This window comes from Picosynechococcus sp. NKBG042902, from assembly GCF_963864045.1.
Classification (GTDB): domain Bacteria; phylum Cyanobacteriota; class Cyanobacteriia; order Cyanobacteriales; family MRBY01; genus MRBY01.
The window spans coordinates 33,721-47,147 of sequence record NZ_CAWLTV010000075.1; the positions used below are offsets into that span (position 1 = coordinate 33,721).

Here is a 13,427-nt window from a genome sequence, read left to right on the forward strand (position 1 = left end):
TAGTGTGGGGAAAAAGGGGGCGATCAGCGTAGTGAGTTAGGTACTTTGAAAGGGATTCACAATTTTCAAGCCATCGATAGCCGAGTAACCAAAATCTTCGGTGTATAGGATTTCAATATTTGCATCTAAACAAGCCGCAACAATCATCGAATCCCAATGGGACAAACTAAAGCGGTTCATCAAGTCTTCAGCACGATTAATCACATTCCAATTTGGCAAAGCCGTGTACCAAACCTGTTGTAAATCACGAATATATTGATATGCTTGCGCTTTGTCATAGCCTAATAGTTCTAGCTTACGACTGGCAGCTAAATACTCACAAGCAACCTGCCAAATCAAAACACCGTCTGTTAATGAACATATTAGAGATGCAGCGATCGCCTGTTTTTGCGGGTCACGAGGATCGTTAACGTAAATAAGAATGTTCGTATCAACCGCGTTCATGCAACATCTCCCGCGTAAACCGAGGAGCATCAGAAGGGATAGGAGCTTCTTGCATCCGTTCTACAAGTTGCATTAGAAAGTTTTGTCGAGCGGCAAGGTCAGTGATTTTAGGAGGAATAACTTGAGAGGATTGCACCAAAAGCTCCACTTCAACGCCTTCAGGCAAGTCACAATCTGTCTGAAGGATAAACGTACCACTTCGATAAACGGCTTTTATGGCTTGGGACATGGGGAAACTCCTTCTGTAAGGCAGGCAACCTTGCGAATAACGACTCAAACTACTGACATAACATTATTTTAATCCAGATACTAATATAGATTTACTGAGACTGCTCATCATAAAATACATGCCTCAAAATTCGGAAATAAATGACGACTTGCGTCCTGAATATGACTTTACGCAGATGCCGATTGTGGCACGTGGACAACGGCGACAAAAACAAACTGAGACAGTCGATTTAGTACAAAAATTAGAGAATTTAGAAAAAGAAGTCAGTGCCCTCGAACTTGCTGGAGATATTGTTGGCTGTGTTGAGGCTCCAGAAGACCTAGCAACCAACAAGGATTACTTTGCAGATTTTGGTAAATAAACGGAAGTTCAGTTGTGAAGAGAGAGAAGGGGGCGATCGTGGCCTATCAACCGTTTGGGGGCTTTAAGATGTCCGGTGTAGGTTCTAAGGCGGGAGGCCCTGACTATCTCCTGCAATTCCTAGAGCCGCGTCATGTGACGGAAAATGTTCAGCGTCAAGGTTTTGCTCCTATTGAAGGCGTTGATTAATGACCGGAAGAATGGAGCTAAAACCCCGTCCTAACTTCGGCAAGTTCAGTCACCTTCTAGGACAGCTTTCTGGTAAAGAGCATCGGGAGACCCTAAACGGACATGGAGAGATGGTAAGGCCAATTGTGTTGCAACCCAGCTAAGTATCAAGAAATCTTCGACCGTTTACGGCGGGAAAGTATGTCAACTTTTTACTGGAGTGTTCAATGGACGGTCATCCATATCGGCAACATTTGAACGTTGTTTTCCCTTGTGAATATGACCATTTTTGACCGTGTGGGAAAATGCGCCGTTAAGACCGACAGGCATGGGGTTTGGCGACCCAAAAACTCCACTTTTCCACCATTACATCTTGAGCACGACCGAGTCGTGTCCTAGGGGTGGGGCATAATATTGGGGATATGTTGCCCATCACGGGGTTGCCACAAGGGAGTTGCAAAATCTGTAACCCAACGCTGGTCTCTATTTTTCTCACCTAAGCTGTAACTATGCGCCCTAGTCTCCAAGCCGTTCCTACCCCTGCGTCTTTTGCGGATTTGCCCCTGGCCCAGCCCCCCGATGGTCAGCAGCTAGAGAATATTAAAAGTCATCTGGACTTGGTTTTATTGGCGTTGGAGTCCTTAGCGGGCCTGAGTTCAGAGGCGATGTTACAGGCGGCCAAAGAGCTAAATTTAGAGGCGGTCATCGGCGATCGCGTTACCTTATGGCGACTGCGACAGTCCAACCCCCTCCGGAAAAGTAGTGGGGGCCGCAAAAAATTAGACGTCGAAGAAGCCCGCTCTTTGGTGTTGATCATTTGCCATTTAGCCCGCCAGCAGCAGGATGACATTCGCCGCGCCTGCGCTCTCCTGGAACAGATGACCGAACAAGGCCAGGAACCCCACCGAGCCGCCCTTTTAGGGGATTACCTCGATAACTTTAGCAACACCTACCAAGAACGCATGGAGGAAGGGGAGGCGATCGCCTCGGCCTCTTTAGTGGGACTCGCCCTGAAATTACTGATTGATTTGCTGTTCTATGGGGCCAAAAATGGACATCGACGCCTCTGGTTGGCATTAATCGATCAAGGCAAAACCTAGAGACTTGACCTAAACTCCACCCTTGATTTTTTCTCTTTTTTACTCAATTCCCCCGTAGTTTGTTTTCGTTCTTAGATGGTTCCTATGCTCTCTCCCACCCTCACCCGTCGCTATACTCCCCCCACCTGTAGCCTGGAAGTGGCAGCGAAAACCTCGGCCCTCTCCCAGTGGACAGGGAAGCCGCTGATTAAAGAATTGAATTTTGAGTTGAGTTTTGATGATCCGCGCCTTGGCCCCGACCAGCGCATCGTCATCAAAGGCGATCGCCCCCAATTGGATGCCCTCGCCACCGCCGTCAATGAGTATGTCCAAGGGTTTCTCCAAGACCTCAGTCCTGACTTAGAATGGCTGCCCCAAGCCACCTCTGTCTATGGCTACCACAACACCCCTGGTCAGACCGTCGCCACCCTGCCCCAACCCCAGCTTGTCACCCAGGGGCTTTTGTCCCATACCCTCCACCTGGGTCGCCTAGCAACCAAGGAATCTGGCCCGACCCTCCAACTCAACGCCACCCAACTCCATGACCTGGCGGAGGCCCTCGAAACCTACCAGACGGACATGGTGGCTTTACCCAGCCTCACTGCTAGCCAACAACGCCGGACTGTCACTCGCTGGGGGGCGATCGCCGCGTCTTTTCTCCTCGTGGTGGGGATTAGTAACGCCGTTTGGCAACAGCAACAAATCCCGGAAACCAGTAGTGCCCTAAACCTCGAAGCTACGGATGAAGCGGGCAACCAAGTAGAGCTTATCCCTCCGGATCCCCACGCTTCCTATACCTTCTCGCCAGTGCCATCCGCAGCCGATGCGCCCCTAGATGACCCACGAGTTGCCCCCCAAACCGTTGATCTGACTCAACCGACGCCAGGGGAAACCACGACTGCGAATCCGGCTCCCCCAGCCGCATCCCCCCCTAGTCCCCCTAGTAATGATCCGGCCCCGATCACGGCTACTGCCCCCAGGGAGAATACCAGCCTGAGCGTCGCTCCCAGCTTTGGGGGACAAATGGCCAGAACTACCGCTGCCGATCAAGCAGAACAATTTGCTGATGCGCCCCAGCAAGAGGCGATCGCCCTGTCTCCCGCCAATGCCCCAAGGCTAAACCCCGAACAGCGAGTTGAACGTCATTTTCAAACCCAGTGGCAGAGTCCCGCCGACCTCGGTGAAGTGTTGGAATATCGTTTAAAGCTCAGTGAACAAGGGGCCATTGAAACAGTCTTTCCCATTGGTAAAGCCGCCGAACTGTATCAACCCCAACTTTCTTTTCTCTCTGTGGGTCGCAATGTTGGCGCTTCTTTTCCTGCTGAAAGTCGGACATTTCGCCTGGTGTTAAATCCCGATGGTCGTGTCCAAGCTTTTACCGAAGCACCCCGCTAAAAACAGCCTTGGTAAAGGGGAAGTTAAATTCGCGATAAGCCCAAAGAAATACGCAAAAAAGCGGCCTTAGCTCCACTATGATCGTGAATAGGCGGGCATTGACTCGTTTTTAGAAATTTATTTCGAGAGTTCAGAAGGAACTAAATCATGATGGCGCATTTTGACTTATTTAGACATGACCACGACACCCAGGATTTCGCAGCGGGCACTGTAATTTTTAGCGCAGGCACCCCGGGCGATCTGCTCTACATTATCCAAACCGGGGAAGTGGAAATTCAGTTTCAAGGGCAACCCTTGAGTATCCTCGGTGAAGGGGAAGCTTTAGGAGAAATGGCCGTCATTGAGCCGGGTTCCCCCCGCAGTGCAACGGCGATCGCCAAAACGGATTGTCGCCTCGTGGTGATTGACCAAAAGCGATTTACCTTCCTCATCCAGCAAAATCCCTACTTTGCCATCGAAATCATGAAAACCTTAGCCGAGCGTTTAAGTCGCACAAACCAAAAGCTAGAGGCCCAGGGTTAGGGACAGTCATTAACAAAAGTGCCTTGCGGTTGAATCCCGCTGAGAAGATTCACTGAGAAAAGCTGCTTCAATTTATCCCCTGGGAAATGGCAGATCAGGGGGCACCACATTGGTAAACATCACTGTAGTAGCCAGAAACCCAAACTTGTTCAGAAGCGCGGCAGTTTGACAAAGGAATCGGTTCAAAGATGTTGATCGACCACAGTTCAAAGGGCGTTTGGGGAAATTGAGCACTGATTGTGTCTAGATCGTCAGTGTAAGCTGCTGGCGCATCTTGTTTTGGTACAAAAGCAAAAAATACAGGACGTTCTAGGGCACGTCGTTGCTGTTCCCAGGCAATCCCCATCATTTCGCCAATTTGCACGGTGCTTTCCCGGGGGAGCACCATCAGTACAGGTTGAGTTGCTGTTGCGAGTCTGTCAACGATTTTGTCGGGGTGGTAGTACTTTTGGTAGCCCCAATCATGGACGACGGTTAGGGCACTACAAAAACTAATCAACACCATAAAGGCGATCGCCTTTGTCCCAGATTTCACCTGGGGAAACCGAGTCCCCATCGTTTCAACCCCTAGACAGCGAATATTCTCCCGCTGCCAAAAATAGCTCAGGCCAACGGCTCCCAAGAGAATCACCGCCGGAAAATACACAAAACTGTAGCGAGCCCCACGGGTAATATCGATGCCGAGGCCAAAACTGAGCACCCCAAAGAGTCCCCAGGCAGCCCCCACAAAACGACAGAGAAAAAATAACTCATCCTGAAATTGAGAAACCGTGCTCTGGGCCTTGATGCCTTGTCGCCACAGGGTTAAAAAACGAATACCCACCACGATCATCACCGCACCACAGACAATCACCGTCGGCAAAAAATCCACCTCGATGGGCAAAAGCATCACCATCGTGACAACGGTGGCCAACAACTGAAAGACCGGACTGAGCCATGCCAGCCAATCACTGCGATCGAGGCGAATCCAGCTAGTCATACTGGTGCCATAGCTGTCGGGGAGCACCTGGGTTTTCCAGATCAGCCCCAAAAGCCCCACTGTCAGAATGATCGTTCCTAAACGCCACCATTGCTTCGGAATCGGATATTTGCGGTGGGCCACCATCCACCACCCCAGGGCGATCGCCTCGGCCAGAAGCGTCAGAACAAAAAAGTAATGCACTAACAGCCCCGCCCCACAGAGGACAATCCCCACAAAAACTTGCCCCCAGGACAACGCCTGCCGGGTCTTAATTTGGCGCAGCACTAGGAAACTAAATCCCAAGGAAGCGATCACAAACAAACCAATCAATGTATAGTGACGAGCCTCCTGGGCCAGGTAAATATCAAAGGGCGAAAAAGCCATCAAAGCCGCCGTAAGTTGGGCAATTTTTTCTGACTGAAAGAGCCACTTTGCCAAACCATAAAGCGCTCCAATGCCTAACAAACTAAGCAGCACCGAGAGGAGACGCACCCCATCAATGGAAATGTAGCTCCCCATCTCTAGGGGAAATAGGCGCTGCCAGAGGTTAACCACCATGAAATACAACGGCGGGTGGTTATCGTAATGGATCAAAAAATGGGCCGCCGCAGTGACACCTTGGTCTGGGTAGCCGAGCAGTGGCGCTAAAAGCTCTTTCCCCGTGAGAATTTCGTCGTAGGGCAGTTGATTATAATTTTCGGCGCGACTGTAGAGGAGGGTCGCAAATTCATCGGTCCAAGGGGGTTTTGCACCAAGGTTTGTCAGGCGAATAATCCCGCCTAAAATCACCCAAAACCATAATAAAAAAACGGGCAAAGTTTTGCTTGAAATAATATTTTTTGGGGCGGTATTTAAAAAGAATTTCAACTTAAAAATGAAGCCTTAACTAAAATGGACGGCAAGGGGATGCAACCCCAGGGAAGTCTTTGTCTTCTCGCAATGGTGAACGATATTAGCAGACCGCAGCGATAATTTCGACGATGGCAGAAGCGTGACAAAACTTGTTAGGATGTGGTTTTTATCCATTAAAATCCTTTTGTTTTTTTCACCATGGAGGTTACGAGTGAGTCATGAAGTCCCAATCCCCCGAAGCGCTACTATTAGTGGATGGTTATAACGTCATTGGTGCTTGGCAGGAGCTTAAGGCAACTCGCGATCGCCACGGCCTTGAGATGGCACGGGACGAATTGATCGAAGTTTTAATTAACTACGCCTCCCACAACTGCTACCGGACAAAAGTCGTTTTTGACGCCCATTACCAGCAGACCCCTAGCCAAGAAGAAGAACATACGCAATTTGTTTCCGCTTACTACACCGCTTTCTCGGAAACTGCCGATACTTACATCGAAAAAGCCTGCGCCGCTTTTCGGCACGACTATAATACGCCCCGACGGGTAATTGTGGTGACCTCCGACCAGGCCCAACGGCATACGGTGGTGGGTTATGGGGCGGAATGGATGTCTTCTTTAAAGTTGCAATCGGCTGTGGCCGCCGCCAATCGACGTTCCCGGGATCATCGCAAACGTCAACGCCAGCAGCGACGGGGGCAACTCTTGAATAGTCTTGATCCGAAAACCCAACAGATTTTACGTCAGTTACGCCACGGCCTCTAGGGTTTCAAGGTTTCAAAAAAAGGCGATCGCCAAGCCGACGATAAACGCGATAGACCGTGCGTACATGGTCTAAAAAAGCATAGGGTATTTTTAATTTGAGACCAGCAATCAGGGGTCGATACAGGCAATAATAGGCCCGTTTAAGATCTTTCCAGGCATAACAGGGCTCTGGTTTGAGGAAGTCGGAAATATCTACCACAAGTCCCCGACCATCGACCCCCAACATCACATTTTTCCCGTGGACATCATGGGGATTAAGGCCCTGGGCATAGACATAATCCAAGGCTTGATCAATATCTTCAATAACTTTTCTCGGAATTGGAATCCCCCGGTGGGCACAGTCGTAGAGGGTCGTGCCATGCAAACGCCGCAGCACTAAAATGCCATCCTTGGCGTAATAACATTCCGAAAACGCAGCATGGGTCCCTAGGCGACGATAAACTTCCACTTCTGCGGCAAATCCTTCCCGGTGGGGGGCATAGACCTTTACTACCCACGCCGGAAAGTCAGGATGGGCGACAACCGCAGCATAGTTCCCGGTGCCCACGCAATACCAAGGGCTGGGACAATGGCGCACGATCACAGGATGGTGGGGATGCTCGCTGGTGAGATCGAGGTGGGGTCGGAGTTCCTGTTCGAGGCGATCGCAAAAAACTTGGAGTCGGGGTTGAGCCATAGATCCTTTAGGGGAGGATTTTTCGCATCAAGATTGCATGGGGCTGGTAGGTGAGGGTCTGGTAAAAGCTCTGGGCCGTCTGGTTATTTGTGAAAACCTGGAGGGTGATTTGGCGATCGCCTTTGGTTTTCGCGTACCGTTCCGCTGTGGCCATAAGCGCCGAACCCAGCCCCCGACGGCGATACTCCGGCATCACATACAACAGAAAAATATGACTGTGGCGATCGCCGCTAATCTGATCAACACTATTGCCCAGCCAGAGACAACCCACCACTTGCTCCGTTTCTGTCCGTACCCACCAGAGGGGCGTATCCACTGTGAAATAATGGTTCAAGGTTGTACGGAGGTGATCGAAGCCCGTTTCCGGATAAAGTTCCTGGTAACTGCGGTGCAAAAACTTTAACAATAACGGTCGGTCGATCATCGCACCCCGTCTCAGAGAAAAGCCCGCTGGTAGCATGACCTAGCCCAAAAAACCAATGGGTGCTGGGGCGAGCATATCGGTGGGGAGAAAAATCCGGGCGCTGACAATCCCTAAAGCCAAGAGGAAGACCAGCAAAATTAAGAACGGCAGAATCTGTTGACGAAATAAGTCCATAGGTGGCGATCCCAAACAACACATAGAAAATATCTCTGTCAGTGTAACCTCTCCCCTTGGCATAATGGAATCTGTGCCAAATTGAGTATCCATGACCATTGCCATGACCCCCCTTTTGCAATACCACCAGCACCAAGGCTTTCCTTTAACAGCTTCCGGTGAGGCCGTTGTAACCTTTGGGAACGACGCCGACATTTCCCAAGATTTCAGCAATGGCTGTCTGCTCTACGACCAAAGCCATTGGGGTCTCCTCAACTTTACGGGCGCTGACCGTCAACGCTACCTCCATAACCAAAGCACTAATCAAATCCAGCAGCTTCAACCGGGCCAAAGCTGTGACACTGTCCTCGTTAATTCCACGGCCCGCACCATCGATCTCGCCACGGTGCATATTCTGGATGATGCCCTCTGGGTGCAGGTCTCACCCCAGAAAAAGACCTTTCTCCTGGAATGGTTTGATCGGTTTCTCTTTCCAATGGACAAAGTAGAAATTAGTGATCTTTCTGGGCAGTTCAATATCCTGTCTTTGATGGGTGTTCAGGCCAAAGAAATTCTCGAAAAACTCACTGGCGTAACCTTAGCTGACTTTCCGAATGGTGGCCATCAATTTCTAGAAATCCAGGGACAAAACATTCTCTGTGCGACGGGGAACAGTTTGAAATTACCGGGCTATACCCTGTATATTCCCGCCGAGGCTGGTGTCGAAATTTGGCAGGCTCTGATGAATTTAGGAATGATCCCCTGTGGCGAAGCAGCCTGGGAGAAACTGCGCATTCACCAAGGCAGACCCGCCCCGACCAAGAACTCACCGAAGACTATAACCCTCTGGAAGCAGGGCTTTGGGATTGCATTTCCTTTGATAAAGGCTGCTACATTGGCCAGGAAACCATTGCCCGCCTCAATACCTACAAAGGCGTTAAACAGCGCCTCTTTGGGATTCAACTTTCTGCCCCCGTAGCAGTCCCTTGCAAAATTTTTGTGGGTGAAGAACGGGCTGGCGTCATCACCAGTATTGACCCGGATAACACCTTTGCCCTTGGTTATATCCGTACGAAAGTGGGTGGAGAAGGGTTAGAAGTGACAGCAGGAGAAGTGACTGGAAAAGTTGTCGCGGTTCCCTATGTGACCCATGCTTACCCCGAACCCTAGGGAACTGTCTTTGGTCGCTTTATTTATTCGTCTAAAAAGATGAAGCTGCCGCCCCAGGAGCCATAGTCGGCAGTAACTACGCCATTGCGATCGCCGCCGGTGTAGCTGTCCTGACCGGGGGCAATTTCGATGGTGATCGGGCCGCCCGTAGCTAGGTCAATTTCTCCGGCATGGACTGCCGCCACACAGATTGCGGAATCGTTGGTGTAAATATCTGTCCCCCAGACCGAGGCCCCTAGTTCACCGTTGGGTGGGCAATTGAAACTGTAGCGATCGCCAACATTTTCGGCAATCCCGAAGGAGCCTGGGGTTGAATCCCACTGGATATTTGGCGTTGTTGCAGCGTTACCACTGGCCTCCGGAAAACGGAAGCTCCCACCCCAAGCGCCGTAATCACGACTGGTCACTGCATTTTGTTGACTACCGGTGTAGAGGTCTTGGCCCGCGAGGATTTCTAAAGTTAAATTCCCCCCGGTCTCTGCGGCGAACAGACCTGCATGGACGGCGGCGGCACAAATGGACGAATCGCTGGTGTAAACACCCGTACCCCAAATCCTTTGGCTGGGATCCCCCGGCGGACAGGAAAACTCGAAGGTTTGTCCCACCTGGTCTTGGATTTCAAGGCTAACGGGGCTTGCTTCCCATTCTAGGGCGGTAAATTGGAGGGTTGGGGGCGACGCCGGGGTTTCCGGTGCTGCTTCTGGGGGCGCCACAGTTCCGCCCCCAGTGGCGTTAGATTCTGGGGTGGTGCTGCTTTGGGTACAGGCGCCCAGGGAAAAAGCCAGGGCGATCGCCCCGAAAAAATAAGTCGTAGATTGCATCATGAAGCTTAGAAATAAGAAGAAATTCGTTTAGGGATGAAGGTCAGGATCTGGGTCTAGGCCAGTTGGCTATTGGCAAAAAAGGCGATCGCAATACCCAAGGAAAGCCCCACAAATACCTGTACTGGTGTGTGACCGAGTAATTCCTTGAGCCGTTCTTCGCTAAATTCTTTTTCCTGGAACATATCATCAATGATCTGGTTGAGAATACGCGCTTGCTTACCCGCAGCTTGGCGCACTCCGGCCGCATCGTACATCACAATCACTGCAAACAAACAGGCGATCGCAAACTCAGAACTATCCCATCCCTTCGCCTGACCAACCCCTGTCGCTAAAGCCCCGACCAGAGCAGAGTGGGCACTGGGCATCCCCCCAGCACTAAAAAGGGAACGGAGGCTGGTTTTTTGATAACGAATTAAATCAATGGGAATTTTGAGCAACTGTGCCGTAATGCAGGCCACTAATGCCACAATCAGGATGTGATTTTGGAAAACTGCGCTGAAATTATCCATGGTGCTTGGCCGTGACGCGGGTTAGTTTTTACGGTTAACGATGTATTCCGCCAGGGCTTTAAGGGGATTGGCCTTTTCACCATAGGGTTCGAGGGAGGCGATCGCCTCTGCCACCAGCTTGCGGGCCTCAGCCTGGGATTTTTCAATACCCCATAGGCTCGGATAAGTCACTTTCTGGGCTTCGAGGTCTTTGCCCGCTGTTTTACCCAATTCCTCCGCTGTGGCGGTGATATCGAGAATATCATCGACAATCTGAAAAGCCAGACCAATATTTTGGGCATAACGGGAGAGTAATTGTACCTCTTCGGGTTTCGCCCCGGCTAAAATTGCCCCCGCCGTAACGCAAACTTCCAGCAATGCCCCTGTTTTATGGGTATGGATAAAGTTCAAGGTTTCTACAGAAACATCGGTTTTCCCTTCCGATTCGAGATCCACCACTTGGCCACCGACGAGGCCTTCTGCCCCCACCGCTTGGCCGAGGCGTACGATCACTTGCAACAGACGTTCTGCCGGAACATCCGGGGTGCGGGCCACATATTCAAAGGCGTAGGAGAGCAGGGCATCCCCTGCCAAAATGGCAATATCTTCCCCATAAACTTTATGGTTCGTGGGTTTGCCCCGACGGAGATCGTCATTGTCCATGGCGGGCAGATCATCATGGATTAAAGACATGGTGTGGATCATCTCCAGGGCGCAGGCCGTATTCATCGCCATGGCAGCGGTGCCCCCCAACATTTCACAGGCGGCAAGACAAAGAATCGGGCGTAGCCGTTTCCCCCCAGCCAGGAGGGAATAGCGCATGGCTTCGTAGATGGTGACAGGCTCAGTGATAACTAAGGATTGGTCAAGGGCGGTTTCGACGATGGTCTTTTGTTCTTGGAGATATTGCGCGAGGGAAAAGCCCTGGGTGTGAGCGTCTGCAACTACCATAGCTACGTTTGGAAAACTGTTGATTTTTTCAAGAATATTCTACAGGGCTTTGGGGGCAAGTCTGGGGGAATCATCCTGGGTTGCTTGCAGAGAGGTGCTAATTCTGGCCTCTAAATGTGAAGTTGTTTTGCTCTGTGTGGTTCATTACACTCGCCGGGAACGTTTGGGTTTAAAACAGGAAGGGTAATTGATCTGTTGAGATAAGTCCTGATCAACCCAGGCCCAGTTTCCATGCAACCAAAAATTATTGTCTGTGGTTTAGGACGAACGGGATATAAGATTTTTCGTCTACTGCAAAATCAAGGGGCTGAGGTGATCGGCATTAGCGATCGCCCGAGCCATCAGCGAGCATCCGGAATTATTGTGGGCGACCCCAGGCAGGGACAACTCCTTGTGCGGGCGGGCATTCATGCGGCCCAAACCCTTGTCCTCGCCAGTGATGACGATGCTCTCAATCTTGCGGTGCTGACCCAAGCGCGGGTGCTGAATCCAAATATTCGCATTGTCAATCGTATCTATAACCAAGCCCTGGGCGATCGCCTCGATCAAACCCTGCCGGATCATGTGACCATGAGTGTTTCGGCCCTGGCCGCTCCCATTTTTGCCTTTGCCGCCCTGGGCAATAAAGCCATCGGCCAACTGCGTCTCTACGAAAAAACCTGGCCGATCTATGAAGAAGTGATCACCACGGATCATCCCTGGTTAGGCCAACCCCTCAGTGAGCTTTGGGAAAATCCGGAGCGGATGTTTATCCACTACCTACCAGCCCAGGGGGAAATGGATTTGGTGTCAGCGGTGGTGGCCGACCAAACCCTCCAGGTGGGGGATCATTTAATCTTGGGAACGCCGCCCCAGGTTAAAAGTCAACGTTATTCCCTCTGGCAAAAATTTCGGAAGGCGATCGCCAATCTACGGCAGTACCAACATCACGTGCGGCCGATGACCCTGGTGACGGTGGCGTTGTTGGTGACCATCTGTATTGCCACCTTTACCTATGTTTGTGTGAATTTTAATTTGTCCCTGGTGGATGCCCTCTATTTTTCAGTGGGGATGATCACTGGGGCCGGGGGAAAAGAAGAAGTCGCGGAACTCGCCCCCGATTGGGTCAAGGTTTTCACGGCGGTGATGATGGTGGTCGGCGCCGGGGTCGTGGGGATCTGCTATGCGTTGATCAATGATTTCATTTTGGGAAGTCGAATTCGCCAGTTTTGGGATGCGACAAAAATTCCCCACCAAAACCATTACGTGATCTGTGGCTTGGGAGGGATGGGCATGGCGATCGCCCGCCAACTGCACCACCAGGGTTATGACGTTGTTGTTCTCGAAACTGACCACAACAACCGCTTTTTACGCACCGCCAGAACCTTGGGGATTCCGGTCATTCTTGCCGATGCCAGTGTGACCAGCAGTTTACGGGATGCACGGATTGCCAAAGCAACGGCCCTGATTGCCGCCACCAGCCAGGACATGACCAACGTCGAAATTGCCCTGAGTGCCAAGGCGATCGCCCCCAAGGTCAATGTGATTGTCCGTATTCAAGATACGAATTTTGCCCAGTCGACCCAGGAAGTCTTTTCCTTTGATCTGGTGCTTTCCCCGACGGAACTCGCAACCCATTCTTTTGCTGCCGCCGCCCTAGGGGGACGTATCCTTGGCAACGGCATGACCGACGATCTGCTGTGGATTGCCTTGGCAACCTTGATTACCCCAAACCATCCTTTCTGTGGACAGCGGGTTCAAGATGCGGCGATCGCCCAAAATTTTGTCCCCCTCTACCTCGAATCCCAGGGGGAAGCTGTGCACGGTTGGCCCCTCCTGCAACGGCAACTGCAACCCCAGGATGTCCTGTATATCACCATCGCCGCCAATGGTCTCCAAAAGCTATGGCGTAAGGAACCCAGCAATTCAGAAGTGACCTTTAACCCCTTTCCGTCAGTCCAAGGAAGCGAAGCCTTTGTGCCCTAGCAATC

Annotated in this window: 18 protein-coding genes; 9 read left to right on the forward strand and 9 right to left on the reverse strand. The window is 51.2% G+C overall.

Annotated elements, in window-relative coordinates; translation table 11 throughout:
- Positions 1–36: 36 nt before the first annotated feature.
- Entirely contained in the window at positions 37–444 is a 408-nt protein-coding gene (locus tag AACR41_RS13085) for a PIN domain-containing protein (protein WP_030006200.1), read from the reverse strand.
- The gene (locus tag AACR41_RS13090) at positions 431–673 is read right to left on the reverse strand and encodes an antitoxin family protein (protein ID WP_030006201.1); all 243 of its coding nucleotides are present in this window, start codon (positions 671–673) and stop codon (positions 431–433) included. The genes AACR41_RS13085 and AACR41_RS13090 overlap by 14 nt, the downstream gene beginning before the upstream one ends.
- Before the next feature lie 118 nt (positions 674–791).
- On the opposite strand from AACR41_RS13090, the gene AACR41_RS13095 reads away from it, so the two are divergent.
- From AACR41_RS13095 to AACR41_RS13115, 5 genes are all read left to right on the forward strand, one after another.
- Entirely contained in the window at positions 792–1,034 is a 243-nt protein-coding gene (locus AACR41_RS13095; RefSeq protein ID WP_152550967.1) for a hypothetical protein, read from the forward strand.
- 14 nt (positions 1,035–1,048) lie between these two features.
- Positions 1,049–1,222, forward strand: a complete 174-nt coding sequence (locus tag AACR41_RS13100) for a hypothetical protein (RefSeq protein WP_219729292.1) — start codon at positions 1,049–1,051, stop codon at positions 1,220–1,222.
- 488 nt (positions 1,223–1,710) lie between these two features.
- Entirely contained in the window at positions 1,711–2,301 is a 591-nt protein-coding gene (locus AACR41_RS13105) for a DUF3038 domain-containing protein (protein WP_012306700.1), read from the forward strand.
- An 84-nt stretch (positions 2,302–2,385) separates the two neighbouring features.
- Positions 2,386–3,675 (forward strand): DUF4335 domain-containing protein, encoded by a 1,290-nt coding sequence (locus tag AACR41_RS13110; protein ID WP_030006203.1) that lies wholly within the window; start codon positions 2,386–2,388, stop codon positions 3,673–3,675.
- A gap of 147 nt (positions 3,676–3,822) precedes the next feature.
- Entirely contained in the window at positions 3,823–4,197 is a 375-nt protein-coding gene (locus tag AACR41_RS13115) for a Crp/Fnr family transcriptional regulator (RefSeq protein ID WP_012306702.1), read from the forward strand.
- A 94-nt stretch (positions 4,198–4,291) separates the two neighbouring features.
- On the opposite strand, the gene AACR41_RS13120 is transcribed toward AACR41_RS13115, so the two are convergent.
- Complete coding sequence (locus AACR41_RS13120; protein ID WP_030006204.1) at positions 4,292–5,974, reverse strand: glycosyltransferase family 39 protein; 1,683 nt, start codon at positions 5,972–5,974, stop codon at positions 4,292–4,294.
- A gap of 254 nt (positions 5,975–6,228) precedes the next feature.
- On the opposite strand from AACR41_RS13120, the gene AACR41_RS13125 reads away from it, so the two are divergent.
- Positions 6,229–6,771 carry an NYN domain-containing protein gene (locus AACR41_RS13125; RefSeq protein WP_030006205.1) on the forward strand — a complete coding sequence of 181 codons (543 nt, stop codon included), beginning with the start codon at positions 6,229–6,231 and terminating at the stop codon, positions 6,769–6,771.
- A gap of 4 nt (positions 6,772–6,775) precedes the next feature.
- Here AACR41_RS13125 and AACR41_RS13130 read toward each other — a convergent pair whose 3' ends face one another.
- Genes AACR41_RS13130 through AACR41_RS13140 form a run of 3 tightly spaced genes read right to left on the reverse strand, consistent with a single transcriptional unit; the run spans position 6,776 to position 8,045 of the window.
- Positions 6,776–7,447, reverse strand: coding sequence for a serine/threonine protein kinase (locus AACR41_RS13130; RefSeq protein ID WP_030006206.1), 672 nt, complete (start codon positions 7,445–7,447; stop codon positions 6,776–6,778).
- A gap of 7 nt (positions 7,448–7,454) precedes the next feature.
- The gene (locus AACR41_RS13135) at positions 7,455–7,871 is read right to left on the reverse strand and encodes a GNAT family N-acetyltransferase (protein WP_223209858.1); all 417 of its coding nucleotides are present in this window, start codon (positions 7,869–7,871) and stop codon (positions 7,455–7,457) included.
- Between the two features lie 39 nt (positions 7,872–7,910).
- The gene (locus AACR41_RS13140) at positions 7,911–8,045 is read right to left on the reverse strand and encodes a hypothetical protein (RefSeq protein WP_254903385.1); all 135 of its coding nucleotides are present in this window, start codon (positions 8,043–8,045) and stop codon (positions 7,911–7,913) included.
- A 91-nt stretch (positions 8,046–8,136) separates the two neighbouring features.
- Here AACR41_RS13140 and AACR41_RS13145 point away from each other — a divergent pair, with 91 nt between their 5' ends.
- Entirely contained in the window at positions 8,137–9,003 is an 867-nt protein-coding gene (locus AACR41_RS13145) for a YgfZ/GcvT domain-containing protein (RefSeq protein WP_223209859.1), read from the forward strand.
- The gene (ygfZ, locus tag AACR41_RS13150) at positions 8,895–9,194 is read left to right on the forward strand and encodes a CAF17-like 4Fe-4S cluster assembly/insertion protein YgfZ (protein WP_223209866.1); all 300 of its coding nucleotides are present in this window, start codon (positions 8,895–8,897) and stop codon (positions 9,192–9,194) included. The genes AACR41_RS13145 and ygfZ overlap by 109 nt, the downstream gene beginning before the upstream one ends.
- A 23-nt stretch (positions 9,195–9,217) precedes the next feature.
- On the opposite strand, the gene AACR41_RS13155 is transcribed toward ygfZ, so the two are convergent.
- The 3 genes from AACR41_RS13155 to crtE are packed head-to-tail and all read right to left on the reverse strand — an operon-like array spanning position 9,218 to position 11,457.
- Positions 9,218–10,018 (reverse strand): LCCL domain-containing protein, encoded by an 801-nt coding sequence (locus tag AACR41_RS13155; RefSeq protein ID WP_084149987.1) that lies wholly within the window; start codon positions 10,016–10,018, stop codon positions 9,218–9,220.
- Positions 10,019–10,071: 53 nt separating this feature from the next.
- The gene (locus tag AACR41_RS13160; RefSeq protein WP_030006209.1) at positions 10,072–10,527 is read right to left on the reverse strand and encodes a divergent PAP2 family protein; all 456 of its coding nucleotides are present in this window, start codon (positions 10,525–10,527) and stop codon (positions 10,072–10,074) included.
- Positions 10,528–10,548: 21 nt separating this feature from the next.
- Entirely contained in the window at positions 10,549–11,457 is a 909-nt protein-coding gene (gene crtE, locus AACR41_RS13165) for a geranylgeranyl pyrophosphate/diphosphate synthase/geranyltranstransferaseCrtE (RefSeq protein ID WP_030006210.1), read from the reverse strand.
- Positions 11,458–11,688: 231 nt separating this feature from the next.
- Between crtE and AACR41_RS13170 the strand changes: the two genes are divergently transcribed.
- Complete coding sequence (locus AACR41_RS13170) at positions 11,689–13,422, forward strand: potassium channel family protein (protein ID WP_030006211.1); 1,734 nt, start codon at positions 11,689–11,691, stop codon at positions 13,420–13,422.
- The last annotated feature ends 5 nt before the right edge of the window (positions 13,423–13,427 follow it).